This window comes from Caballeronia ptereochthonis, assembly GCF_001545075.1.
GTDB lineage: Bacteria > Pseudomonadota > Gammaproteobacteria > Burkholderiales > Burkholderiaceae > Caballeronia > Caballeronia ptereochthonis.
In genome coordinates, this window is the sequence record NZ_FCOB02000014.1 from 59,159 (window position 1) to 83,876 (window position 24,718).

Annotated in this window: 26 protein-coding genes and 1 pseudogene; 18 read left to right on the plus strand and 9 right to left on the minus strand. The window is 62.7% G+C overall.

Features of this window, described 5'->3' with window-relative positions; translation table 11 throughout:
- The first annotated feature begins 97 nt into the window (after window positions 1-97).
- On the plus strand, window positions 98-1,426 hold the full coding sequence (locus tag AWB83_RS16245) for an NAD(P)/FAD-dependent oxidoreductase (protein WP_087046590.1): 1,329 nt from the start codon (window positions 98-100) through the stop codon (window positions 1,424-1,426).
- Between the two features lie 310 nt (window positions 1,427-1,736).
- Here the strand turns inward: AWB83_RS16245 and AWB83_RS16250 are convergent, their stop codons facing one another.
- Window positions 1,737-2,453 (minus strand): IclR family transcriptional regulator, encoded by a 717-nt coding sequence (locus AWB83_RS16250; RefSeq protein WP_087046695.1) that lies wholly within the window; start codon window positions 2,451-2,453, stop codon window positions 1,737-1,739.
- A 199-nt stretch (window positions 2,454-2,652) separates the two neighbouring features.
- On the opposite strand from AWB83_RS16250, the gene AWB83_RS16255 reads away from it, so the two are divergent.
- From AWB83_RS16255 to AWB83_RS16290, 8 genes are all read left to right on the plus strand, one after another.
- Window positions 2,653-3,345, plus strand: coding sequence for an RraA family protein (locus AWB83_RS16255; RefSeq protein ID WP_087046591.1), 693 nt, complete (start codon window positions 2,653-2,655; stop codon window positions 3,343-3,345).
- Window positions 3,345-4,289, plus strand: coding sequence for an NAD(P)-dependent oxidoreductase (locus tag AWB83_RS16260; protein WP_087046592.1), 945 nt, complete (start codon window positions 3,345-3,347; stop codon window positions 4,287-4,289). Before AWB83_RS16255 ends, AWB83_RS16260 begins: the two co-directional genes overlap by 1 nt.
- A gap of 20 nt (window positions 4,290-4,309) precedes the next feature.
- A complete protein-coding gene (locus tag AWB83_RS16265) occupies window positions 4,310-5,236 on the plus strand; it encodes an SMP-30/gluconolactonase/LRE family protein (RefSeq protein ID WP_087046593.1) in 927 nt (308 codons plus the stop codon).
- Between the two features lie 72 nt (window positions 5,237-5,308).
- Window positions 5,309-6,682, plus strand: coding sequence for an MFS transporter (locus AWB83_RS16270; protein WP_087046594.1), 1,374 nt, complete (start codon window positions 5,309-5,311; stop codon window positions 6,680-6,682).
- Between the two features lie 49 nt (window positions 6,683-6,731).
- On the plus strand, window positions 6,732-7,883 hold the full coding sequence (locus AWB83_RS16275) for a porin (RefSeq protein ID WP_087046595.1): 1,152 nt from the start codon (window positions 6,732-6,734) through the stop codon (window positions 7,881-7,883).
- A 100-nt stretch (window positions 7,884-7,983) separates the two neighbouring features.
- Window positions 7,984-9,207, plus strand: a complete 1,224-nt coding sequence (locus AWB83_RS16280) for an MFS transporter (protein ID WP_087046596.1) — start codon at window positions 7,984-7,986, stop codon at window positions 9,205-9,207.
- A gap of 31 nt (window positions 9,208-9,238) precedes the next feature.
- Complete coding sequence (locus AWB83_RS16285; protein ID WP_087046597.1) at window positions 9,239-10,564, plus strand: MFS transporter; 1,326 nt, start codon at window positions 9,239-9,241, stop codon at window positions 10,562-10,564.
- Between the two features lie 2 nt (window positions 10,565-10,566).
- Window positions 10,567-11,499 (plus strand): amidohydrolase family protein, encoded by a 933-nt coding sequence (locus AWB83_RS16290; RefSeq protein ID WP_087046598.1) that lies wholly within the window; start codon window positions 10,567-10,569, stop codon window positions 11,497-11,499.
- Between the two features lie 122 nt (window positions 11,500-11,621).
- Here AWB83_RS16290 and AWB83_RS16295 read toward each other — a convergent pair whose 3' ends face one another.
- From AWB83_RS16295 to pdxR, 3 genes are all read right to left on the minus strand, one after another.
- Window positions 11,622-12,077: a carboxymuconolactone decarboxylase family protein gene (locus AWB83_RS16295; RefSeq protein ID WP_087046599.1), complete on the minus strand. Its 456-nt coding sequence runs from the start codon at window positions 12,075-12,077 to the stop codon at window positions 11,622-11,624.
- A 24-nt stretch (window positions 12,078-12,101) separates the two neighbouring features.
- Window positions 12,102-12,518 carry a cupin domain-containing protein gene (locus AWB83_RS16300; protein ID WP_087046600.1) on the minus strand — a complete coding sequence of 139 codons (417 nt, stop codon included), beginning with the start codon at window positions 12,516-12,518 and terminating at the stop codon, window positions 12,102-12,104.
- 117 nt (window positions 12,519-12,635) lie between these two features.
- Window positions 12,636-14,045, minus strand: coding sequence for a MocR-like pyridoxine biosynthesis transcription factor PdxR (gene pdxR, locus AWB83_RS16305; protein ID WP_087046601.1), 1,410 nt, complete (start codon window positions 14,043-14,045; stop codon window positions 12,636-12,638).
- A 181-nt stretch (window positions 14,046-14,226) separates the two neighbouring features.
- Between pdxR and AWB83_RS16310 the strand changes: the two genes are divergently transcribed.
- The 7 genes and pseudogenes from AWB83_RS16310 (at window position 14,227) to AWB83_RS16345 (ending at window position 19,196) form a co-directional block, all read left to right on the plus strand.
- Window positions 14,227-14,886 (plus strand): HD domain-containing protein, encoded by a 660-nt coding sequence (locus tag AWB83_RS16310; protein WP_087046602.1) that lies wholly within the window; start codon window positions 14,227-14,229, stop codon window positions 14,884-14,886.
- Window positions 14,887-15,152: 266 nt separating this feature from the next.
- Window positions 15,153-15,298 (plus strand): annotated as a pseudogene (locus AWB83_RS37270) (integrase); the annotation flags it as partial.
- Window positions 15,299-15,792: 494 nt separating this feature from the next.
- Window positions 15,793-16,674: an NmrA family NAD(P)-binding protein gene (locus AWB83_RS16325; protein ID WP_087046603.1), complete on the plus strand. Its 882-nt coding sequence runs from the start codon at window positions 15,793-15,795 to the stop codon at window positions 16,672-16,674.
- A gap of 33 nt (window positions 16,675-16,707) precedes the next feature.
- Window positions 16,708-17,082, plus strand: coding sequence for a hypothetical protein (locus tag AWB83_RS16330; RefSeq protein ID WP_087046604.1), 375 nt, complete (start codon window positions 16,708-16,710; stop codon window positions 17,080-17,082).
- A 19-nt stretch (window positions 17,083-17,101) separates the two neighbouring features.
- Window positions 17,102-17,869, plus strand: coding sequence for an SDR family oxidoreductase (locus AWB83_RS16335; protein ID WP_244197764.1), 768 nt, complete (start codon window positions 17,102-17,104; stop codon window positions 17,867-17,869).
- Between the two features lie 159 nt (window positions 17,870-18,028).
- A complete protein-coding gene (locus AWB83_RS16340; protein WP_087046605.1) occupies window positions 18,029-18,490 on the plus strand; it encodes a MarR family winged helix-turn-helix transcriptional regulator in 462 nt (153 codons plus the stop codon).
- Window positions 18,491-18,716: 226 nt separating this feature from the next.
- Window positions 18,717-19,196 (plus strand): HD domain-containing protein, encoded by a 480-nt coding sequence (locus AWB83_RS16345; protein ID WP_341866709.1) that lies wholly within the window; start codon window positions 18,717-18,719, stop codon window positions 19,194-19,196.
- Between the two features lie 405 nt (window positions 19,197-19,601).
- On the opposite strand, the gene AWB83_RS37275 is transcribed toward AWB83_RS16345, so the two are convergent.
- Genes AWB83_RS37275 through bufA1 form a run of 5 tightly spaced genes read right to left on the minus strand, consistent with a single transcriptional unit; the run spans window position 19,602 to window position 22,336 of the window.
- Window positions 19,602-19,814, minus strand: a complete 213-nt coding sequence (locus AWB83_RS37275; RefSeq protein WP_445343896.1) for a GDCCVxC domain-containing (seleno)protein — start codon at window positions 19,812-19,814, stop codon at window positions 19,602-19,604.
- Between the two features lie 30 nt (window positions 19,815-19,844).
- On the minus strand, window positions 19,845-20,339 hold the full coding sequence (locus AWB83_RS16355) for a DoxX family protein (RefSeq protein ID WP_087046607.1): 495 nt from the start codon (window positions 20,337-20,339) through the stop codon (window positions 19,845-19,847).
- The gene (locus AWB83_RS16360; RefSeq protein WP_087046608.1) at window positions 20,336-21,148 is read right to left on the minus strand and encodes an HvfC/BufC N-terminal domain-containing protein; all 813 of its coding nucleotides are present in this window, start codon (window positions 21,146-21,148) and stop codon (window positions 20,336-20,338) included. The genes AWB83_RS16355 and AWB83_RS16360 overlap by 4 nt, the downstream gene beginning before the upstream one ends.
- Window positions 21,120-22,010: an MNIO family bufferin maturase gene (gene bufB, locus AWB83_RS16365; protein ID WP_087046699.1), complete on the minus strand. Its 891-nt coding sequence runs from the start codon at window positions 22,008-22,010 to the stop codon at window positions 21,120-21,122. Before bufB ends, AWB83_RS16360 begins: the two co-directional genes overlap by 29 nt.
- 14 nt (window positions 22,011-22,024) lie before the next feature.
- Window positions 22,025-22,336, minus strand: coding sequence for a BufA1 family periplasmic bufferin-type metallophore (gene bufA1 / locus AWB83_RS16370; protein WP_087046609.1), 312 nt, complete (start codon window positions 22,334-22,336; stop codon window positions 22,025-22,027).
- A 126-nt stretch (window positions 22,337-22,462) separates the two neighbouring features.
- On the opposite strand from bufA1, the gene AWB83_RS16375 reads away from it, so the two are divergent.
- A complete protein-coding gene (locus AWB83_RS16375) occupies window positions 22,463-23,119 on the plus strand; it encodes a sigma-70 family RNA polymerase sigma factor (protein ID WP_096059374.1) in 657 nt (218 codons plus the stop codon).
- Window positions 23,116-23,775: an NrsF family protein gene (locus tag AWB83_RS16380; protein WP_087046610.1), complete on the plus strand. Its 660-nt coding sequence runs from the start codon at window positions 23,116-23,118 to the stop codon at window positions 23,773-23,775. The genes AWB83_RS16375 and AWB83_RS16380 overlap by 4 nt, the downstream gene beginning before the upstream one ends.
- Window positions 23,776-24,718 lie beyond the last annotated feature (943 nt).

Genomic DNA, 24,718 nt, shown 5'->3' on the forward strand with positions numbered 1-24,718 from the left:
ACAATCGAACACACTCGTACGGAACGCGCCCTCGCGCTTTTGCTGCGTTCCGATGGTCTCGTCTGCAAGAGTCTGCAATAACCGGCGGCTGGGAACGATGATAAGGATCGACGAAGTCACGAACAGCGAAGGTTTTTCCGAACGATGCGACGTCGCGGTGATCGGCGGCGGCATCGTCGGTGTCGCCACGGCGTATGAGCTCGCGCGGCGCGGCGTGTCGGTGGTGCTGCTCGAAAAGGGCGTCATCGGCGGCGAGCAATCGGGGCGCAACTGGGGCTGGGTGCGTCAGCAGAATCGCGACCTCCACGAGTTGCCGCTCGCGATGCAGAGTCTCGGGCGCTGGAGCGAACTCAGCGAGGAACTGGGCGAGGATATCGGCTTTCGCCGGGCCGGCATTCTGTACGGAACAGAGCATCAGTCCGACGTCGCGCAATGGGAAGCGTGGCTCGCCCGCGCGCGCGAAGTCGGTTTCAGCAGCGAGATCCTCAGCGCGCGCGAGCTGGCGTCGCGTATTCCGTCCGGACGGGCGAAGTGGGCGGGCGGCGTGTGGTCGGTCACCGATGGCCGCGCGGAGCCGTCCAAGGCCGCGCCGGCGATCGCGCGCGGCGCGCAAAGACTCGGCGCGAAGGTGTATCAGAACTGCGCGGTGCGCGGCCTCGACACGAGCGCAGGCCGCGTGGGCGGCATCTGGACCGAGCGCGGACGGCTCGCAGCCGATACCGTCGTGCTCGCGGGCGGCGCGTGGAGCGCGTTGTTCTGCCAGCGTCACGGCATCGATCTTCCGGCCATCAACGTGATGGGAACGGCCTTGCGGACCGCCGAAGCGCCGGGCGTCATAGAAGGCTGCTTCGCGGGCCCGAACTTCGCGCTGCGACGCCGGCTGGACGGCGGCTACACGATTGCGGTTCCCGGCTATGGGCGCGTGGAGCTCGCGCCGCAAAACCTACGGCATTCGGTCAGGTTTCGCACCATGTTCCGCAGCAAGTTGCGGAAGAAGCTGAAGATTCGCGTCGGTTCCAGTTTCTTCCACGGGCCCGAGGCGAGCTCCACGTGGCGCGACGGCGATATTTCTCCGTTCGAAAAGACCCGCGTGCTCGATCCCAGGCCGGATGGGGAATGGCTTCAGTGCGCGCTGCAAAACGTCGCGCGCGTGTTTCCCGAGTTGTCCGGCTTGCGGATCGCTCATGCATGGGCGGGCGCGATCGACACGACGCCGGACCTCGTTCCCGTCATCTCGAAGGTCGATGCGAAACCCGGGCTCGTGATCGCGTCGGGGTTCAGCGGCCACGGCTTCGGGCTGGGCCCGGGCGCCGGCATGCTCGTGAGCCGTCTGGTGATGGAGGACGCGCCGCAGTTCGACATCGCACCGTTCAGGCTCGCCCGCTTCAGCGACGGATTGACACTGAGCAGCCCGCAAATGATGTGAGCCGTTCGGTGCCGCCGACCGCGCGGGTCGAATGCAGCATGGCGCTTCAGCAGCGCGAGCGGCTCACGGCGAACACGCCGAGGCGCGAAATTTTCGGTGCCTTCACGTCGATCGCGAGTCGCCAGCCAGTCCCGGCAAGACCAGCCAGGCCAACGCGGAGAGTGGGTCGCAAGTACGCGTTCGCAGCGAGTGACGCTTGCGGATCCCGTCACGTGGCTGCAGCGCGACGTCCATTCCCCGCACTTGAAGTGCCCGCACGTCAGTGGCAGCCGCTTGCAACGACGGAGCGGCAATGTGCCGATTCCTTCGTTCAGCGGCGGCTGGCGTACATGTGCTCGCAGAACGCGATGCTAGCCCCGAGCTTGCGCGACAGGTCTGAGGCCGCGTTGAGTTGCAGTGAGATCAACTCGCCGGTCTTGTGGGCGGCGTTAAGTCTCGACGCTGGTCCGGAGAGCGTAAGGGCGGCCATGAACTTGTCGGAAGCGCCGAAAATCGGCGTTGCGAACGCGGCGGTATGCTCATCCCGCGCGCCTGAAGTGAAGAGCGGCAAGGCAGGCGGATTCTCGTAAAGCGGCTCGCCCAATCCCCAGTATCTCAATACCTGACTGATGGCCGTGTCGTCCAACGGCAGGGATGTTCCCGCGAGTCTCGTCTCTCTCAGACCTTCTGACGGCTCCGCGCGGAAAAGGCAAAGACGATGCGTCTTGTCGATGACGTAGTACGACGCGCTTTCCTTCGTCGAGGCGGCTAGCGAATGCAGGATCGGTTCGACGATCGTCGAGAGGTGGAACGACTGCTCGTACAGTTTCCCGAGATAGAGAACGCGGTGACCTAGCGAATAGAAGCCTGCGTCGGACCGAACGACATATCCCATCCGTTCGAGCGAGTTCATCAGCCGATACACGGTCGTCTTGTGCATGCCCGACGCTTGCGCGAGCGCGGCCAGCGAAAGCGACTCCACACCGGGCTTGAAGCAATCGAGCAGCGAAAGCGCCTTTTCGACCGCTGCCACACCTTCGTTTCCCACGCTCTTCTCCCTGTCATTTGTCTCCTCGGCGCATTTTACACAGTAAAACGCGGTTGACACCGCTGTACTGTGTACAACGGTGTTTCGAGTAGTAAAGGGGTTAACGCGGATGGAATCGCCTCAACCTGATGGTTAAGATGGTTTCACCGTGTACACCATCGTTGTATTAGGTACAACGACAACCAAGGGTGATATCCAGATGAGCGCAACGTCCAACTCTTCCATCAATCGCAGTGTCGAGCGCGTGAGCCCCGAGCTCGTCGAGGCGGCTGCCAGATTTCAGGCCGCGATTCTCGCCGATGTCGCTGGCCGTCGCGGTACGCTCAACGGCCGCGTGAAACCGCTCGCGCCGACGATGAAGGTCGCGGGACCCGCCATCACCGTCGAAGTGCGTCCGGGCGATAACCTGGCCATCCACGCCGCGCTCGCCGTCGCCAAACCGGGCGACGTGATCGTGGTCGATGGAAAAGGCGACATCAGCTGCGCCCTGATCGGCGAGATCATGGCGACCCAGGCACACGCGACGGGTATCGCGGGCTTCGTCATCGACGCCGCGGTGCGCGATTCGCACGAACTCGCGCAAGGCGAATTCCCCGTGTTCTCCGCCGGCCTCAATCCCTGCGGTCCGACGAAGAGCGTCGCGGGCCGCGTCAACGCGCCGATCTCGGTGGCGGGCGCAAGCGTCAATCCGGGCGATCTCATCGTCGGCGATGCTGACGGCGTCGTCGTGATTCCGAAGGACGACGTTGCCCGCATCATCGAACTCGCGCAAAAGAAGCTCGACGCCGAAACCGCCCGTATCGCGGCGATCCGCAAGGGCGACACGCGTGCCGGCTGGCTCGAAAAGGAGCTTCGCGCGGCGGGCATGCTCGCGGAAGGCGAGGTGCTGTAATGACTGCGAATTCTGCAAAGCCCGCGCTGCTGGTGACGGCGGCTGACCTCGCGCCGCAAGCGCTCGAGATGCTGAACGACTTCGAAATCGTGTTCGCCGGCAAGCAGCCGACGGAAGACGATGTCGCCGCGCTGTGCGCGCAGCACAAGCCGGTCGCCATCATCGTCCGGTATGGCAAGGTGAATGCGCGGATCATGGATGCGGCGGAGAACCTGCAAGTCATCTCCAAGCACGGCAGCGGCATCGACGTGATCGATCAGGAAGCCGCCGCCGCACGCGGCATCGCGGTTCGCGCGGCGGCCGGAGCCAATGCCGCGGCCGTCGCGGAACACGCGTGGGCGCTCATCCTGGCCTGCGCGAAAGCGGTTCCTCAACTCGATGTGCGGATGCGCGCAGGTCATTGGGACAAGGCGACGCACAAGTCCTTCGAACTCGAAGGACGCACGCTCGGACTCGTCGGGCTGGGCGCCATCGGCCGTCGCGTCGCGAAGGCGGGTCTTGCTTTCGGCATGCAGGTTCAGGCGTTCGATCCGTTCGCGAAGGACGCACCCGAGAGCGTGAAGCTCGCGTCGCTGGACGCGCTCTATGCGTCGTCGGACGTCGTTTCGCTGCATTGCCCGCTCACCGCCGAGAACCGCGCCATGCTCAACCGCGAAACGCTCGGCCGATTCAAGCGCGGAGCGATTCTGGTCAACACGGCTCGCGGCGGTCTCATCGACGAAGAAGCCTTGATCGAAGCGCTCGCGAGCGGTCAGTTGCGCGCGGCCGGTCTCGATAGCTTCGCCGTCGAGCCGATGACGACGCATCCGTTCCAGTCGATTCCCAACGTCATCCTTTCGCCGCACATCGGCGGCGTGAGCGATGCCGCGTACGTGAACATGGGCAAGGGCGCGGCGGCAAACGTGCTGGCGGCGGTCGCGGAAAACGCGCGCAACGTGGCCTGATCCGGCAAGCGAGGTCAAGCATGTTCTATCTCACATCGCCCGAAGTTCGCACGGCCGAAGTCTTCACGCGCATGCCGACGAAATTCCGCCAGCCGGACGTTCAGACGGAATGGGCGCGCGCGAACCGGGGCGGCTTGTCCACGGACTCCTTCCTCGAAGGGCCCGTCTGGGATCCGGCGGGCTTTCTGTTCGTGACCGACATACCGCACGGTCGCATCTTCCGGATTTCGCCCGCGGGCGAGTGGGAACTCATCGTTCAGTACGAAGGTGAGCCGAACGGGATGAAGCGTTTCGACGATGCCCATCTGCTCATCACGGACTATCGCAACGGTCTGATGTTGCTCGATATCGAGCGCGGAGAAGTTCGTCCCTATCTGGAGCGACGCAACACGGAACGCTTCCGCGGCGTGAACGACCTGACCTTCGATTCCGCCGGCAATCTCTACTTCACCGATCAGGGACAGACGGGGCTGCACGATCCGACCGGCCGCGTGTATCGGCTCTCGCTGGACGGCAAGCTGGATGTGCTGCTCGGCAACTGCCCGAGTCCGAACGGTCTGGTGCTGTCGCCCGATGAAAAGGTGCTGTTCGTCGGCATGACGCGCGGCAACTGCGTGTGGCGCGTTCCGCTTCAGGCCGATGGCTCGGTGAGCAAGGTCGGCCAGTTCTTCACGTCGTACGGACCGAGCGGACCGGACGGACTGACCGTGGATCTCGACGGACGCGTCCTCGTCGCGAATCCGGGACTTGGACGCGTGTGGGTGCTGAATCATCGCGCCGAGCCGGTCGAGATTCTGACGAGTCCCGAGGGCGCTTCGCTGACCAATCTCTGCTACGGCGGCGCGGATATGAAGACGCTCTTCATGACCGAATCGGTATCCGGAACGATCCTGCGAGCCGACATGAAGATCGCCGGCCCACTGCCCAAGCGAGCGAAGCAGGGCTAGTCCGCGCGCTCGACTCATCCAAGCCACGACAGAAACACGTCGCGTCGTAAAGAGCGCGATGGAGGAGCACACATGAACATTTCGCAATCCGTGAACGGCGCACAGACATCGCCGAAGGCCGAAACGAAGGCGGTCCAGAGCATCAGCAGCGATGACTACGCCGCGAGCGAGCGCACGCTGGCGAAAGTCTTCCGCCGGATCCTGCCGTTCATCTTCGCGTGCTACGTCATCAGCTATCTCGACAGAACGAACGTCGGGTTCGCGGCGCTCACCATGAACAAAGATCTCGGCCTGACCGCCGAGCAGTTCGGCTTCGGCGCGGGCATGTTCTTCATCGGGTATTTCCTGTTCGAGATTCCCAGCAATCTCATCATGCAGAAGGTCGGTGCGCGCATGTGGATCGCGCGCATCATGATTTCGTGGGGAATCCTGTCGATGGCGACGGCGTTCGTCGTCGGCCCGAAGAGCTTCGCGGCGGCGCGTTTCCTTCTGGGGCTGGCCGAGGCCGGCTTCACACCGGGCATCTATCTCTATTTCACGCACTGGTTTCCGGGGAGGTGGCGCGCGAAGGTGACGGCGGCGTTCCTCGTCGGCATTCCGGTGGCGAACATCATCGGCTCGCCCATCTCCGGCGCGTTGCTGCAGCTGGGCGGCATGCATGGACTGCGTAGCTGGCAATGGCTGCTGCTTATCGAAGGCTTGCCCGCCGTGCTGCTCGGCATCGCGTGTCTGTTCGTGCTGGCGGACCGTCCGGAAAAAGCCAAGTGGCTGTGCGGCGATGAAAAAGCCGCGCTTGCCCGACGGTTGTCGGCGGAGCAACGCGACATCGGCGCGAAGCACGGCAACAAGCTGCGCGACGCGATGACCAACTGGCGCGTGTTCGTGCTGGCGTTCATCAACTTCTGCGGCATCGTCGGGTCCATCGGCGTCGGTCTCTGGATGCCGCAGATCATCAAGCAGCTCGGCGTCGAACATGCCGTCGTCGGCTGGCTGACCGCGATTCCCTACGTCGCGGGCGCGGTGGTCATGCTGCTGTGGGCAAAAATCGCGGCGCGCGCGGCCAACCGGATTCCCTATGTTGCAGGCGCGCTGGTGGTTGCGGCGGCGGCCCTTTGCCTGAGCACGTACGTCGACGGCGCCATTCTCAAGCTGCTTTGCCTCTGCTTCACGGTGAGCGGAATCCTGTCGTTTCAGGCCACTTACTGGGCGATTCCCTCGGGCTTTCTCACGGGCCGCGCGGCCGCGGGCGGACTGGCGCTGATCGTGTCCGTCGGCAACCTCGGCGGCTTTGTTGGACCGTCGATGATCGGCGCGCTCAAGCAGATGTCGGGTGGCTTCACGGTGCCGCTCTTCGCCATCGCGGCGGTGATGCTCGTCGGCGCGGCGACCATCGCGTGGCTGGGCGATCCCGGCGCCAATGCCGGCGAATCGCGCTCGGCGACGTAAGACACGGCACGCCCGACCAAAACAAAATTCATCAACAACTGGAGACGATATGTCTTTGACGAAGGCTCACAAGAAAGCCAACCTGAACGCCGCCATCACGCTTAGCGCCGTCGCAGCGGCAAGCCTGGCGTTCACATCGAACATGGCGCACGCGCAAAGCAGCGTGACGCTCTATGGCATCGCCGACGCCGGCGTCGAATTCATCAACAACACGAGTGCCGGTGGTTCGCAGGTCCGGGAAGTGTCGGGCAATCTGTCGGGTTCCCGCTGGGGCCTGAAGGGCGTAGAGGATCTGGGCGGCGGCATGAAGGCCATCTTCCAGCTCGAAAGCGGCTTCAATATCAACGATGGCACCACGGCGCAGTCGACGCGCGGCCTGGGCGCGAATGCGACCACGACGAGCCGGCTGTTCGGCCGTCAGGCGTGGGTCGGACTGTCGTACAAGGACCAGCAGCTCACGTTGGGGCGCCAGAACGCGCTCATCTACGATCAGTCGGTGACGTTCGACCCGATGGGCGTCGCTTCCCGATACTCCGCGCTGTCGCTCGACTATGCGCTGGCCGCGCGCATCGACAATTCCGCCAAATACACGGGGAAATTCGGCCCGGTGACGGCCCAGGCGATGTACAGCACGCGCTATGACACGGGATACGGCGCCGAAGTCCCCGGCGCGCTCATCACCGGACGGTTCTTCAGCGGCGCCTTGACGTATGCGAGCGGCCCGTTCGCCGCGACCGCCGTCTATGAGCAACGCAACAGCAACACGCTCGCCACCAACACGAGCACCGAGCGCCGGGCGCTGGCCGCCGCGAATTACAACTTCGGCCCGGTGACGGCGTATGCCGGCTACCGCTATCTGCGGGCGTCGAATGCATTCCTGCCGACGAATCCCATCGCGGTCGCCAACGGTTCGGAAGCCAATGCCGCGAACCTCTACTGGCTCGGTGCGCAATACCTGATCACACCGTCGTTCCAGCTGACCGCCGTCGGCTATTACCACGACGTTCATTCGACAGGCGCGGATCCGTGGCTCGCGGTGCTCAACGCCGACTACTTCCTGTCGAAGCGCACGGACTTGTACGCGACCGTCGCGTACGCGCACAACAAGGACAACTCGGCGCTGGGCGTGAATGGGTACGGCACGGTCGCAGCGGGCCACAACCAGACCGGCGTCACGATCGGTCTGCGGCAGAAGTTCTGACGAGGCATGGCCGTGCGAATCGTCCATTGTTCCTCGCGATGCTTCAGATCATCGACATTCGTCGCCATCGGCGGCGCCCGCAGACGCGGCGGCAATTGACATGAACACGGCCACGCGCTCATCGGGCATCGTCAGCCGACTGTTTCCGGCGCTGACCGAGCCGGCGCTGCGGCGCTATCTCGGCGGGCAGGTTGCTTCCGTCCTGGGCAGCTGGACTCAGAACGTGACCTTGAATCTGCTCGTGTATCACCTGTCGGGTTCCGCGGCGATTCTCGCGCTGCTGAACTTTCTTCTGTACGGACCGCAGCTCGTCGTGGCGCCGATTGCAGGTTCGCGCATTCGCTCGGGGAACGCCAGGCGCGTCACGCTTTTCGTGTTGACGATCTCGCTCGTTCTGACCGGCAGCCTGATGACTTTATCGGCGCTCGGCGTTCTGGGCGTCAAGTTGATACTTGCGCATGCGCTCGCAATCGGCGTGTCGAGCGCCGTAGAGGTGCCGGCGCGCCAGGTACTGCTTCTCACGAGCCTTCGCGACGCGAGCCTCACGTCCAACGCCGTGGCGATGAACACGATGGTCTACAACGTCGGACGGATGGTCGGCCCGACGATCGCGGGATTCGTCTATCCGACGCTCGGACCGAGAGCATCGTTCGCGATCTACGCACTGGCGCTGTGCTTCATGGCGGCCTGCGTGCGCTCGATTCGCCTGTCCGGTGCGGCCAGACCATCACGCGCGGACAGCAGCCTGCGCGACGCTGTCGGATACGTCCTGTCGGACACATTCTCAGCGCGATATCTGCCGATCCTCGCGTGCATCGGCTTGTTTGCGGCGAGCTATCAGACGCTGGTTCCGCTGCTTGCCGACAAGGCGTTCCACGACGCCGCACGCTTCACCGGCGTGTTCTTCGCGTGCGCGGGCGCCGGCTCGCTGAGTTCGGCGGTGCTGTTGTCGTCGGCGCTCGGTCCGCGCGCATCGGCTCGATTCATCGCATGGGCGCCCTGGTCCGCCATTGCCGCATTGATGGTCCTCGCGACCACCGATGCCGCCGCCGCGTCCATGCCGGCTTTTTTCATGCTGGGCTTCAGCCTCACGTTCGCCGCGACCTCGACCAACGCAACCATCCAGCGGCAGTGCCCGGAACACGTGCGTGGCGGACTCGTGGGCATGTATGGCATGGCCTACAACGGGACGATGCCATTCGGCTATCTGCTCGTCGGGACGGTATCGGAGGCGCTGGGCGTGCGTCACACCTTCGCGGCGATGGCTGTCGTGCTGGCGGTGGGTGTGGTCTGCATCGTCGCATGGCAACGATTCAAGCAATAGCGCCGAGGCGCAAAATAGACTGGAGACAAACATGCAAGCTACTGGTGTCATGGCGAAATCCGACATTGAGCGCCGCACCATACGGAAGGTCGTATGGCGGCTGATTCCCTTCCTGATGATCTGCTATCTGCTGGCGTTCATCGACCGCGGCAACGTGGGCATGGCGTCGTTGCAGATGAATCACGACCTCGGCATGTCGGCGAGAGTCTTCGGCTTCGGCAGCAGCCTCTTCTTCATCTCGTACTTCTTCTGCGAAGTGCCGAGCAATATGGCGCTGCAAAAGTACGGCGCGCGAATCTGGATCGCCCGCATCATGATCACGTGGGGCATCGTGTCGGCGGGAACCGCGCTCGTGCAGAATGCGACCACGTTTTATATCCTGCGCTTCCTGCTCGGCGCGGCCGAGGCGGGATTCTTTCCGGGCGTCCTGCTGTATCTGTCGTACTGGATTCCCGCTTCGTATCGGGCGCGCATCGTCGCCACGTTCATGGTCGCGATTCCGGCCGCGAGCTTCATCGGCTCGCCCATTTCCGCGGCGCTGTTGCAGATGGACGGGTTCTGGGGCCTGCGCGGCTGGCACTGGCTCTTCATCCTCGAGGGCATTCCCACCGTGCTGCTCGGTGTCGTCTGCCTGTTCGTCCTGACGAACAAGCCCGCGGATGCGAAATGGCTCAAGGACGATGAACGGAAGTGGCTCGTCGATGCACTCGCCAGCGAGACGAAGGCGCCCAAGAAGGTGCTCGACATGCCGCTGACGAAGCTCTTCCGCAATCGCTATGTGCTGTGCCTGGCGCTCGTGGATACCTGCGCGTCGGCTGCCGGCAGCACGTTGTCGGTGTGGCAGCCTCAATTGCTGAAATCGTTCGGTCTGTCGGTCATGCAAACGGGCCTGATCAATTCGATTCCCTACGCCGTGGCATCGGTCCTGATGGTCTACTGGGGCCGCCGTTCCGACCGATCGGGAGAGCGTCGCTGGCACACCGTCGTGCCGATGCTTCTGATCGGCGGCGGGCTGTTCGCGACGTCGCTGAGCGGCTCGCTCGTACCGACGATTTTCATGCTGTGCGCAGTGCTCGTCGGCGCGTATTCCTTCAAGGGGCCTTTCTGGGCGCTCGCGACCGACATGTTGTCGAACAGCGCGGTGGCGGCGGGCCTCGCGACCATCAACGCAATCGCGAACCTTCTCGGCGGCGGACTGATGGTCAATGTGTATGGCTGGGTCAAGGAAGCGACGGGCAGTTACGCGCTGGCGCTGATGCCGCTCGCGATCCTCACGCTCGTCAGCGTTGCCACGCTTCTCATGCTGACGCGCAACGGACAGACGAAACACCTGGCTCGCAAGACGGAGACCGCCTGACCATGCAGAACGTGACCAGGCGCGATTTCATCAAGATGAGCGGGGCGCTGATGGCGGCGTCGGCGTTGCCGGCGTATGCCCAGGGGCCCGAAACATGGTCGAGCGGGTCGGAGCGGCCTTCGTTCCGGCTGCCTGCCGGAACCGTCGATTGCCATATGCATATCTACGACGACCGCTTTCCCGTTGCCCCGGGCACGACGCTGCGGCCGCGGAATGCCACGGTGGAGCAGTACCGGCTGCTGCAGGCACGTCTCGGCGTCGACCGAAATGTCGTTGTGACGCCGTCGACGTATGGAACCGATAATCGCTGCACGCTCGAAGCGTTGAAGCGATTCGGCAGAAATGCGCGGGGAGTGGCGGTCGTCGACACGTCGGTTAGCGATAACGAGTTGCACACGCTTCACACAGGCGGCGTTCGAGCGATACGGTTCAATCTCAGCTATCCCGGCGCAACGACGATGGATATGCTGGCGTCGCTTGCGGGGCGAATCGCGGACATGAAGTGGCATATCGAACTCGTCGTGCAGGGAGCCCGGCTTCCCGAGCTCGAGGGCCGTCTGTCGGCGCTGCCTTGTCCGCTCGTCATCGACCATATCGCGCATGTTCCCGAACCGGGCGGGCTTTCGTCGGAGGCGCTGCGCACCGCGCAGCGTCTCGTCGACAAGGGCAATACGTTCATTACATTGTCGGGGCCCTACGTCGATACGAAGACCGGCGCGCCTGCCTACGACGATGTCGCACCCGTCGCGAAGACGCTGATCGACATGGCGCCCGAGCGGATGCTATGGGGCACCGACTGGCCTCATCCGACAGAGAAGGGCGCCAAGCCGAATGACGCAAGTCTGCTCGATACCATCGCAGGGTGGATCGGCAGGTCGGACTGGCAGCAGATGATCTTTGTAGATAACGCGACGAAGCTCTACGGGTTCGATTAAAGGCTTGAGGCGACTCGTCTTTGCCGATTCTCGTCGAAATCGGTCGGAGGCCCGCGTTAGAGAAATGCGTGCGGCATGCCAAAGTCGAGGCGCTTTCATACTGTTCAAGCCCGCGTCGCATTTCACTGTTCCATCACAGCCTGAGGCGTGTTCCGGAAGCTGATTGCCATACGGTTATAGGTATTCATCAGGCTGATCGCGATGGTCAGGTCAACCAGTTCGCGCTCGTTGAACACGGCGCGGGCAGCCTCGTACGACGCGTCTGGCACACCGGTCTGTGCCACCAGCGTGACCGATTCCGCCCATGCGAGTGCTGCGCGCTCGCGGTCATCGAACAGGTGGCCCGCTTCCCTCCATGCCTGCACGAGCGCCAGCTTTTCGACCTTCACGCCTTTTTGCAGGAGGTCGCGTGTATGCATGTCGAGGCAATAAGCGCAGTTGTTGATCTGCGAGACGCGCAGATAGACGAGGTCCACGAGAATCGGTGACAGGTCGCTGTGCATGACGTAGCCGTAGACGCCGCCGAGGGCCTTGACGCCGGCGGGCGCAATCTGTGTGTAGTCGAGACGCTTGCTCATGATGTGACTCCTTGAAGTGGTGGTCTACTTGATGGGGGTAGTCAGGGCTTGGTCGTTGCTGTCCGCGATGAAGACGGCGAGCAACTTTGCAGGCTTTGTTTCGCTCGCATTGCGGCTTATGCGGTGAACGGCGCCAGGCTCCTCGAAGAAGCTCTCGCCGGCGCGGTAGACGCGCTTCGGACCGTCATCTACCTGCGACTCGACCTCGCCCGACACTACATAGGCATAGATGAAGGCCGAGCTCGCATGCCTGTGTGCGGGCGACGCCGCACCCGGTGGGTAATCGACGACGACAGCGGTCAACGACTTCCCTGGAACGTTGGGGATGGCGTGTTGAAAGTTCGGTGTGGCGGTTTCAGCTGCGCCATGCGCCGAGGCCGGCACGGCGACGGCGAAGGCTATGGCCGTGCCGGCGGCTCTCACGATGGATCGGATGTTCACGATGTCTGGCTCCTTTGTGTTCCTCCATTGTCAGGTGACAGCGGGGCACGCAAAAGCACCAGGAATGAACAGTTTTGATGCACCAAGAAGCAAGTACGGGCCGGGATCACTGGCCCGTCAGTGGCGCCCGCGAACGATTTCCAGGAGGCGAGAACAGTTGGCCGCCACTGTCCTTTCATCCGAATTCGTGACGCCGAGCAGGAGCCCCTGCTGCCCGGGATTGCGCGTGTACCAAGGCGAGAGAGGAACTGGGGCCAGCCCGAATAGTCGCGCCCGGGAAGCGATATCCGTATCCGATATGGATTGCGGCAGCGCGGCCACCACGGTCATGCCTGCGGCGGCTTGGACTCTAATCGATTCTGAAGCCAGTTCCTTCAGACAACCAACCAGGGCTGCCTGTCGGGCAGCGTAAAGACGCTTCATACGCCGCAGATGCCGAAGATAGTGTCCGTCGTGCATGAACTCGGTTACGGCGTGCTGCACGGATGAAGTCGGAGCGGGGGCGAGACACGCCGCGACCTCGCCGAACCGGCGCGCCATGGCCAGCGGAACGACAAGAAATCCCAGGCGCAGTGCCGGGCTGATCGTCTTGCTGAATGTGCCAATGTGCAGGACCCGACCGTCCTGATCGAGCGAGGCCAGCGCTGGTGCGGCCCGTCCTTTCAGCTGCAACTCGCCGAGATAGTCGTCTTCGATGATCCAGGCGTCGTGCTGTTTCGCCCAATCAAGCAGTGAAATTCGTCGAGGGAGCGACATCGTCATTCCGAGTGGCGCCTGCTGACCCGGTGTCACCACTGCGAGGGAGGCTTCGGGCGCGATGCGAATGCCTGCGTCGATATCGAGCCCGTCCGCGTCCACCGGCACCCCTGCCACGGTTATGCCGGCAAGCGCGAGCGCCGTACGCGTGAGCGGAAACCCAGGATCCTCCATCCAGGCCTGTCTGCCTTCCACTTGCAACGCGCGAATCGCCAGGTTGAGCGCGCCGGCGAATCCTGCCGTGACGAATACCTGCGAGGGACTGCATCGAAGCCCGCGTGAGACGCCGAGATACGACGCGATTTGCTGTCGCAACTCCGGATCGCCCCTCGGATCGGGATATCCGACAGGAGCCGCTGCGGCCCGGCGCGCCGCACGTGACTGAATGCGCGACCACAGCTTGAACGGAAAGGCGTCCTGGGCGGGCACGCCCATCTGAAACGCCAAAGGCGCCGTGCTGAAGTCGTAAAAGAGATCTGGAAGCGGTGGTGCCTCCGGCCACCATTTGCTTGCCGCCGGCAAGGGCCGCGCGGCTACCCGAGTGCCCGCAGCGCCCAAGCCGATCGCGAACTGCTCGTCGATCAGACGCTCATAGGCGGCACGCACGGTGCCCCGGGACACGCCCAGTTGGGCAGCCAAATCTGACCAGGAGGGCAGCCGCGCGCCAGCGGCAAGCTGGCCCGACTCGATCGCACCTCGAATCGAGCCGTAAATTTGCGCGGACAGCGGGATGCGTCCCGCGCGATCGAGGTCAACAGAGAGCGTTGCCATGGGCGCGATAGTACATCGGAATTGCTCAATCTTGGGCCTTTTCCATGACGCAAGGGAAGCGTAACTTCCTCGGTGTAACGCCACCAGCCGCTTCCGGTGCGGGATCAGCCGCCGACATTGGGTGGTCCGGAAGTCAAGCGTGCGGCAGGAACGGCACATTCTTCACAGCTTGAGTACTTCGATGAAGCAAGACAAAGCAATGCCGGCGAACCCAATGCTCGACATCGTGATTCCCGACAGTCAGCTAGTGCGGGAGGTCACCCAGCTCATTCGCGACACCGAAAGCGAACTGCTGTTTAACCACTCGACACGGGTCTACCTATGGGGCGCGCTATTGGGAAAACGAAAGAGCGTCACCTTCGACCCAGAGTTGCTCTACGTTGCGGCCATGTTCCACGACATCGGTTTAACGCCGGCCTATCGCGAAAGCCAACTGCGTTTCGAAGTCGACGGCGCCAACGCTGCTCGCGATTTTCTACGCAGCCATCATGTCGACGAGGCGGACGTGGCCAAGGTTTGGACCGCTGTAGCGCTCCATACGACGCCGGGCATTCCCGAGCACATGCACGGTGAGATCGCGCTGGTGCAAGCCGGAGCTGGGATGGACGTCGCGGGACGGGGCTTTGATGACTTTACCGAGGAACAGCGCGCGGCGGTGGTCGCAGGCTTTCCGCGCGGCGCTGATTTCGCCGACAAGATGATCGATGCCTTTTACGACGGCATGAAGCATCGTCCAGGAACCACGTTCGGCACGTTCAACGACGATTTCCTGGCGTACAAGGACCCGGGCTTCGAGCGCGTGAACTTGTGCAGCGTCATTTTGAATTCCCGTTGGGGCTAGCGTCCTCGGCGGACCACATGGGCGCACTGTCTTATGCCTTTCAGGGTTTCCAATGTTCAGACGTACACTCTTGGTAATGGGCGCCACTAGGGTATCGGGCGCGCGTTGTCGCCCCGACTCGCAGCTGACAGACATCAGGTCATCGGCCTTGCCCGCGGGGCCGACGACCCAAGTTTCCCCGGCACACTGGTTTCCGTCGATCTGACCGATCGAAATGCGACGGCACGAGCGCTCGAAGCGCTGGCAGATCGGTACGCCTTCTCTGCACCAAGGCGTCATTGATTTATCGCCGCACGAAGAACCTCGGGCTGTCCAGCTGCTGCTCGGCCACACGAAGCTCGAAAGCACCGTCCGATACCTAGGCATCGAGGTCGATGACGCGCTTGAAATGGCTGAACAGACAGAGGTGTAGGGCTTCATGCCGGTCAGCAAGTGGTCGGTGACCGTTAAGGGTTAGTAGTGGCCCCTAAAACATCTGCCTGATCAGTCACATCGTCGGTCAGTGAATCGTTAGCCATTATCAGCGCGAACGGCAATCTGCGGTTTGCGCCTGGCACGAATCTGCGGGTGGACCGAATACTCGGGCCCTTATTGATAATCTTCAGCGCCCTCGCCACACGTCAGGAAATCAATTCGTCGGTTCGCGCGGTGCCATCTCTTCTGGAGGTGAGCAGACACTGGACATTCCGCTATCCAGTAAGCAAGGACGATACCAACGACTCTGACGCTTTCCATCGCGGGACACCTAGGCAGCATCCTGTCGATGCTTGCTAGCAAATGCCGTCAGTCGAATCGAGCGTGCTGTTATCCGGGCCGCGGGAACCGAAAAACTTGACACTACGAGCATATGCTCCTAATGTTTGCCTTGACAGAGCATATGCTCTCACTTTCGAACGGAGCGAAGCGATGAATGAGGCTGAGATTCTTGTGAGCGGTGCAACCGGACGCACCGGGGGTATGGCGATTGGCGAACTGCTCAAGATGCACAAACGCGTGCGGGCCTATGTGCGCACAGATGACGATCGAGCGGCAGTTCTGAGGCAGCGCGGTGTCGATGTCGCGGTCGGGGACTTCACCGACATCGACGACATTCGGGCAGCGATGGAAGGCATCCGCTCGGCGTATTTCCTTCATCCGATCGCGCCGGGAATCATCGGGGCCGCAGCCTATTTCGCGCAGGCAGCAAGGGAAGCGGGCGTTACGGCGATCGTCAACATGTCGCAGATTTCCGCGCGCCGGGAGTCGACGAGCCACGCGGCACAGGATCACTGGGTCTCCGAGCAGGTCTTCGATTGGTCGGGTGTCGCAACAACGCATTTGCGCCCGACATTCTTTGCCGATTGGCTCGCCTATCCGCATTTTGCGCGGGAGATATGGGCCACGAAGAAGATCGAATTTCCGTTTGGCAACGGCCGTCACGCGCCCATTGCCAGCGACGATCAGGGACGCGTGATCGCCCACATCCTTGCCAACCCCGAAGGCCACGAGGGCAAGACCTACACGCTCCATGGCCCCGTCGAGATGAACCACGTCGAGATAGCAGCCGCGATGAGCGAGGTTCTCGGCACCCGGATCGACTACGCGCCGACTTCTATCGAGGAATTCCGCATCAAGATGGAAACCCTTTACAAATTTCCGCCGTTCCTCACGCAGCATCTCGTCGAAGTCGCGCAGGACTACCGCGACGGCATCTTTTCGGGCACCAACGACGCCGTCGAGAAGATCACCGGGAAGCCGCCGCTGTCGGTCCAGCAGTTCGTCGCGAAGTATCGGGCCGCCTTCGTGTGAACACGCCCTTGAAACGAATCGAGAGGTTTGACTATGTCGGCCATCCAACCTGAGCGTCACCCTTTTCTCGATGATCTGACGGCCGACGCCGAGCTGGTCAGCTCGGTGTTGCGCGCTCCCGTAGCCGGACGCGACGAAATCCGGCTCGCCGTCGACGCCGTCGGGAGCTTTTACGTCTCACAGACGCCAACGTTTGTTCAAGCCGTCGGCTCGCGGCTTTTTCTCGAGTACGACGCCGTTCTGACGAGCGGCGAGACGTTGAGCGCGGTCGTGGTCGTCGATCGAAACGCCGACGGCTCGGTGCCGCGAGTCAGCGTGCGGATGAGCCCGCTTGGCGCCGTACTGACTCTCGCGACCCATCTGCGGGAGTCGCTTTCGAAGCAGCTGCCGGAACACGTCTTTCTTTGAACCAGGCAGCCGCGCGCTCGTGGATGGCGTCGACACTTCCCCCGGCACGCGGCTTTTGAATGAGGAGCTTGTCACGGATATCAAGAACGCCACCGTCTTCATCACCGGTGCCAATCGCGGGCTGGGCCTCGCTTTTGCACGCGAGGCGCTTCGGCGCGGGGCGGCGAAAGTGTACGCTGGTATGCGTAACACGAGCGGTTTCGACGAGCCGGGCATTGTGCGGGTCAGGATCGATGTCACGGATCCGGCGTCGATCGCCGAGGCGGCGAAACTGGCAGCCGACACGACTCTGCTGATCAACAACGCGGGCATTGCCGCTCTGATCGACGGGCCTCTGGCGGCCGACGTGCAAGCGCAGTCCGCCCGCTTGTTCGATACCAACTACTACGGCGTGGTGCGCGTCACACAGGCCTTCGAACAGATCCTGGCGGCCCAGCCGCATGCCGCGATCATCAACGTGCTTTCCGACATCGTGTGGCTTCCGCGGCCCTTTCTGACACCGTATGCCGCGTCGAAAGCAGCCGCCTGGAGCTACACGAACCAGCTTCGCTTTTACTTGCGCGAGCGTGGCATCCAGGTTCTCGGCCTGCACGTCGGGTTCGTGGATACCGATCTGACCAACGGCATCGACGTGCCTAAAGCCAGTCCGGAGGACGTCGTGCGACAGACCTACGACGCGCTCGCCGCCGGCAAGAGCGAGGTCATGGCCGACGAGGGGACAGCGGTGCTAAAGAGCACGCTCGCGGCCGAGATACCCGGCTACATCACACCGCCGGCAGGGCTTTGAACACCGCAGTCGACACGGCCGGATTCGGCGGCGCGACACGAGGTGCGCAGATCGTGCGCCAGCGCTGTCGCTCCCGGCTTTCATCGATAGATACCGCCGCGCTTTGGCACGGCGCGCGCGTAAGCTTCGCACAATTAACCGAAATCAGGAGTGCAACAGATGTTGCCCGTTAACCAGCCGCTCGGAATCGATCAATGCAACTGCTTTGCCGTGAGGAAGGCGAGCAGGCAGATCTCCCGCCTCTACGATAGCCATCTCGAGGCCGCGGGTCTGCGCATCACGCAATTCCTCACCCTGGCCGCCCTGCACGAGGTGGGAAGTACTCCGGTCAACGCCCTTGCCGAACGGCTCGATATCGAACGAACGGCGATGGGGAAAATGGTTGGCTTCCTGGAGCGCGACGGCTTCGTCACGATCAAGCCCTCGCCCACCGACGGCCGTAGCCGCCTCGTCGAACTCACCGAGGAGGGACGGCGTCTGCACGAAAGGGCAGCGCCTCTCTGGCAGGCAGCGCAACGGGAGTTCGAGCAACTGAACGGTGTGGACAATGTTACGGCGTTGCGAGAAAGGTTGAGAGGGGTGGTCATCGGCGACGTGTCGATGCGCTCGTCGCAAGACTGAGCCTCTGGATGCATTGCGGCACAACGTCATTCGTCAAACAAGTGGTCGTTCGAAGGAAGGGCTATGAAATCCGCTGTTACTATCGCTGGCGCGGCCGCACCAGATTCCGAGCTCGCTCGCAACGCGGCGGCCCTCGCCGCGCAGGCTCATTCGAGGCCGCTCCTTAATCATGTCCACAGGACATGGTGGTTCGCGGGGTTTATCGGCAAGAAGCGGCAAATGAAGTATGACCAGCGAGCTGGTTTATCTCGCATCGCTGCTTCACGACCTGGGATTGTCGGAGGATCACGCTGCTGATAAGCGCTTCGAAGTCGATGGTGCGGACGCTGCGAGCAGGTTTCTGCATGCCCACGATTATCCCGAGGCGAAAATCGAGATCGTTTGGGACGCCATTGCCCTTCACTCGGCCGCTGACATTGCGGATCGCAGGGAGCCGGAAGTCGCGCTCGTCCACTTCGGCGCTCACGTAGACGTCATGGGGCTCAGGATGGACGAGATTTCTCCCCAACTGATCGACGATACTCTTGCGCTCTATCCGCCGCTGGGGCTCAAGAAAGCGTTCACGGAGGCGCTAGCCGAGGTCGCCAGGCGGAAACCGCACACCGCCATCGGGACCGGTCTGGCCGACATCGGCCGCCGTCTGGCGCCTGGCCTCGACGTTCCTAACGTATGCGACCTCGTGCTTGGCGCAAGCTTCGAAAGCTGAACGTCTCAGGTGACGCACAGCTCCACTATGGCTGCATAAGCGGACCCATTTTTCACCGATGGGCATGCAATTCAACGCACGCAACATAGGTTCTTCGCAGGCAGGTGCCACGCCAAAATGAGCAGTGCGGGTCCCTTGGCGGATCGAGACCATGCGTATGGAAGCAATGTCCGTATTTAGGGTCATCATGGACCGGGCGAATGTGACGCAGTGGATCTATGACCGTTACACGGTGCATTTGGGACGTTGGTCTTTCACTGCTCTAGATGGCTCCTGAGGGTCGGGTCCAGCCGAGCGCATCGGGGGCCAGTCGACCATCAGGCGACCTTTGCAGAAAAAGGGAGCTGGAGATAGGGGCGTCTCTTGCGCCCTGGAAGCTATCGACCGCTGAGTTCGTATCTAGCATTACCTCTGAGGGTCGCAGTACGCGCGCTCGTACTGAACCGGTGGACACGGCACCGAGCCGAATGAACAGAACACGCAGCAGTCGCCCGGCTTCGGACGCAGCACTGCATGACAGGCCCGACACTCATAGTAGAACTGGCATGCATCCTCGGGCATGGTTTCCGGCGTAGCAGCCCCGCATTGCGGGCAGGTCAGGACAGACGTGAGAACGATTGTGCTCACTGTAGGGGCTTCCTGTCGAATTCAACTGTCACCGCGCTGACGCCCGGGGAATTCCGACGAAGCGTCCCTCCACCATCGCTGACGTATCAGATGGTCAAGCGACAGGGCTCCGGCTCCCCGGCACAGCAGGACGAGCAGCATCGCTGCCCACTGAATATGCGTCGGCCACGCCTGCGGGTAAACAAAAATCTCGATTACGGAGGTCATCCCGAGCAGAACCAATGCGGCGGGTCTGACGCCCAGACCGAGCACCAGCAACACCGGCATACTCAGTTCGATCGATACGGCACTGTATGCCGCCACATCCGGCGGCAATACAGGCAGCCTGTATTCGTCGCGAAACAGTTCCAGCGCGGCGTCCCAGTTCGCGAGCTTGGTCATCGCCGAATTCCAGAAAATCGTAGCGACCGCGAGGCGCAGCGGAACGGCGAGCACCCAGTATGGCACGCGTTGTAGCAACTGAACTGCGCACTGGAAGACCTTGCGGTCGTCTGCACAGTTGGCGAGGCGAGTCATGTTGACGTTCCCTGATGGATCCGGATGCAGTTTGCAGTTCGCGGCGTCCGTGCGAAGCATCCGCGCGCCAGATATGCACCGATGAGTGCGAAACCATCCGTTTCGGGCGCGCATGCCAGCGCCGCGTCGAGCGACTCGCCCGCAAAAAGCGCCTTGCTGATGTGCCACTCTCCAACGTTCAAACGCAGCGTATCGACGCCTTCGGTTACGCGTTGCACGAGCAGATGAACCGGGCCGGCCGCAAGCTCGATCGCACCCAGCGCAGCGTCGTCCTGCTTGAGCACGGCGCGCCAGATAGCGTCGGCAGGAGCGTCGCAGCGCAGCAGCCGCGCGGCCGGATGAGGCGACAATCGCAATGAGCCGAGCGCGTCCTCGTCAAGCGGTGCGAGACACGCCGGATCGAGGGGCATGACATCAGGTGCCTGCAGCACGCCATTGACCTGCCATTCGAGCCGCGCGACGTCGACCACATACGGCACCGTCGAGAGTTGCGACATCTGCGCGAGGAAGACCGGAAACAGCTCGCCATATTGGTCGAGCCATGCGCTGCGGGGTGGCGCAGCATGCACGAACAGGCGCACCGCGCACTCGAAAAAGTCCGCACCGACCAGACGCCGCACGGCCGGAAACGCAAGCTGCAGCGCATTGACGAGCACACCTTGCGCCGTGTTCCGGTAGATGTTCAGGCGTGCCTGCGGATCGAGGCCATGGGCGAGCACGACGGCGGCCGCGTCTTCATCGGCACCTTCCAGCAGGCTCCGGCGCATCGCCCGTTGCATCTCAGCCAGCGATGGCGTGAACATGTTCATGTCGAACCGCCTCCAGTGCCGATTCCGCCATTGCAGCCTCCTCGATGAGAACATCGAGCGGCGGCACATCGGTGTCCCATTCGATCAGCGTCGGCACCGGGCCAAAGCGTTGCAACGCAGCTGCGTACAGCGCCCACACTTTCGGCGCGACACGCGAGCCGTGATCGTCGATGTGCAACGCGCGGCCGCCCTGGAGTCGTCTCACGCTGTGGCCCGCAAGATGGATTTCGCCGATGGCCGTCGACGGCAGCGCGTCGAGATACGTGTATGGATTCCAGCCGTGATTGCATGCGCTCACGTAGATGTTGTTCACGTCGCATAGAAGTCCGCATCCCGTGCGTTGCGCGAGACGCGCGAGAAACTCGCACTCCGGAATCGTCGAATGCGCGAAGCGAAGATAGGTGGACGGGTTCTCCACGAGTATCTGCCGCCTCAGTACCGTCTGCACCTGATCGACGTTCCGGCACATGACGCCGAGCGCTTCTTCGGTCATCGGCAATGGCAGCAGGTCGGCGAGGTACGTGCCGCCCGCCACGCTCCAGGCAAGGTGCTCGGACACAAGGCCCGGCTGCACGCGCGCGACGACCTCGCTCACGCGTGCGAGATGGGCGGCGTCGAGCCCATCGGCGCTGCCGAGCGAGAGGCCCACGCCGTGCAGGGAGACCGGATAGTCGGCGCGAATGGCGTCCAGGCAGCGTGTTGCAGGACCGCCGCCCATGTAGTTCTCAGTGTGCACCTCGAACCACGCTGTGGCCGGACGTTCGTCGAGCACGGCGCGATGATGGCGAAAACGCAAACCCACGCCGGCCGCTGCGGGAATCGGGCCGGGCAGCACGTGTGCGCGGGCGACGGTTGGGCTCATGGCCGCCATGTCTCTCAACCCGCCTTGGTCTGGCCGCCCGCGATCTTGCTGCAATCGCCTGCCGGCAACAGCACGAATGACTTCGGGTCGCGCGCCTGCGTGGCCTGGCCCGCGCAAGAGTGCGCTCCTTCGGCACAGTCGTTCTTCGCCACCGCATTAATGCCGTAGCACTTCTCGAGGTGGTTCTGCGCCATCCTGGCCATGTTGTCCTTCACGACCTGCGGCGGGTTGCCCATACCCTGCGCCTGCGCGGGGAGCGCCTGCATGGCGAGCGCCATGCCGACCGCGGCGGACAGCGACGAGATGGTCAGAGCGGACTTGCTCATAGTATCTTCTCCGAGGGTTGGGGTCGCGAAGATGCGACCATACAACCAGATTCGGTCATCGCGGGCAAAGGTTACGCGCCGCGTCGAAAATATTTGGATTGGTTGCCTCATCCACGAACTGCAACGATGTCCGACTACCGAGACCGCCGCGCCGCGCGCATGCAGCCAGACCAATCTGTACCGGCCGGCAAGGGGCCGCGCGCCGCCATGCCGGATGACGCGATCCGGCCCGATGGCACGCCCGACTGGTCCGTTTTGATGGCGCGGGCCCAGCGAGGCGATCGCGACGCCTACCGACGCCTGCTGCAGAGCGTGACACCGTATCTGCGAAGTCTCGCGAGCCGCTACGGGGTCCGTCACGACACCATTGAAGACGTCGTGCAGGACGTTCTCGCCACCGTGCACCTCGTACGCCACACCTATGACCCCGGGCGACCGTTTGGCCCGTGGCTGCTGACGGTCGCGATGCGCCGTATCGTCGATACGCTGCGCCACGATGGACGTCTTGACGCCCGTGAAGTACCACTGGACGATGAGCATGAAACCTTGGCTAACCCCACAGCGAATCTGTTGGAAGAGGCCACGGATGCGCGCATGCTGCGCGAGACGATCGAGCGCCTGCCGCCCGGGCAGCGCGACGCGATACGCATGCTGAAACTCGAGGAAATGACATTGAAAGAGGCGGCTGTGGCGAGTGGAATGACTGTTGCCGCGTTGAAGGTCGCGGTGCATCGCGGGCTGAAGGGCCTGCGCAAGCTCCTGACGCAGGGAGACCGCAAATGAGTCCGACCTCCGATCTGATCGAATCGCTGGTTGCCGACGCGAAGCCGGTGCGCCCGCTGCGCGCGCCTGCCAGGAGGGCGGCCGGCTGGCTGCTGTTCGCCGCAATCGTGCTCATTCTGGTCGGCGTAGCGCATGGAGTGCGGCCCGACCTGACGGCGAAGCTCCAGCAGCCGGTATTCATGACCGGCGTGGCCGCGGCCGCGTTGACGGGGATTCTTGCTGCCGTTGCGTCGTTCGTTGCCAGCGTGCCGGGACGGTCGCTGCGCTGGCTGCTGTTGCCGCTGCCCGCGCTGGCGGCTTGGGTATCGACGATAGGTTATGGATGTCTGACGAACTGGGTTGAGATCGGCCCGGACGGCATGTCACTGGGGGAAACCGCTCGCTGCTTCGCGACGCTCGGCCTCACGGGTATTCCTCTCTCACTCGCCCTGCTGATCATGCTGCGTCACGTTGCGCGACTCGCGCCCGCTCCCGTTGTGATGACGGGCAGCCTGGCCGTTGCCGCGCTCACGGCTGTGGCGCTCTCGATGTTTCATCCGCTCGACGCGACAGTCATGATCCTGGTCTGGAATTTCGGCGTCGCGACGATACTGTTGCTGATCAGCGCGCGGTTCTCAAGCCGATTGTTCGCGTGGGTGATATCGCCTGTCCGATGACAGCACTGGCGGCCGACTTGTGGTATCGAGCGCACGCGAATCGTCCATCAATATGAATTGCTTACGGACGAAGACGATAGTGGCGATTTTCCGGACCGTACGACTTTCGTACTGTTGCTCGTGGCCACTCTAGTGTCTGACATGCGTGCCATTGCGGACTCTCACGAAGTCAAGCACTGAATGACGGAAACGGTCGAAGAACGCACTGCCGGCTGGCCGCTTCGGGCAGCCGTATCCTATTCCACTGGCCGCTTTCGAGCGACGAGTTTCACAAGCGGACCGACGCAGTACGTTAAGGGTTATTCGATGCCTGCCAACACGCGCAGCGGCACCGTCACATTCCTGTGATCGATGGCAGGCATCGAATAACCCTTAACGATCCCGTTCGGCAGACTGCGGCAGCTCGTCGACAAGCGACACCAATTTCGAGGCTATCCGCCCCGCAGTTTTCCCGGAAAGCTGATTGATGCTGTTTGGCCTAATACGCTCGCAACACCAGATCGCGTTCCACTCCAAGAGGGCAAAGGCATAGGTAGCCGTTCCGAGAGCAGAAACATAATTCTCCTCAACGGAGACTCTTAGACGGTCATTTTTCATTCTTCAGGTCCTTTGTCGGTAACTGGCTCGCACGGTCGGTCCGGCTTCGTGCGGATACCTAGCGAAGCACCCTTGTCCTCGATCTGAACTGCGGTCGAAGGACTGGTTCTGGCCGAATGGGTGAGGTCGCCAACGGCCGCTTAGTGGCGCTACCGTTTGCAGAACCTGAATTCGGCTCACTGACCGGTTTGGAGAAAGTTGTCTGACCGGACTGCGTCGCCATTCGCCTTTCACCCTCTCTGATCCGGTCTCATTGGCGCGCCCCTCGGGGCCTGCTGCGTGGCGCGGCAGTTCTTCGATGTCTAATCTTCTGGGCTTCTGGGCAGTCCAGCCAGTTCCGTCCTCT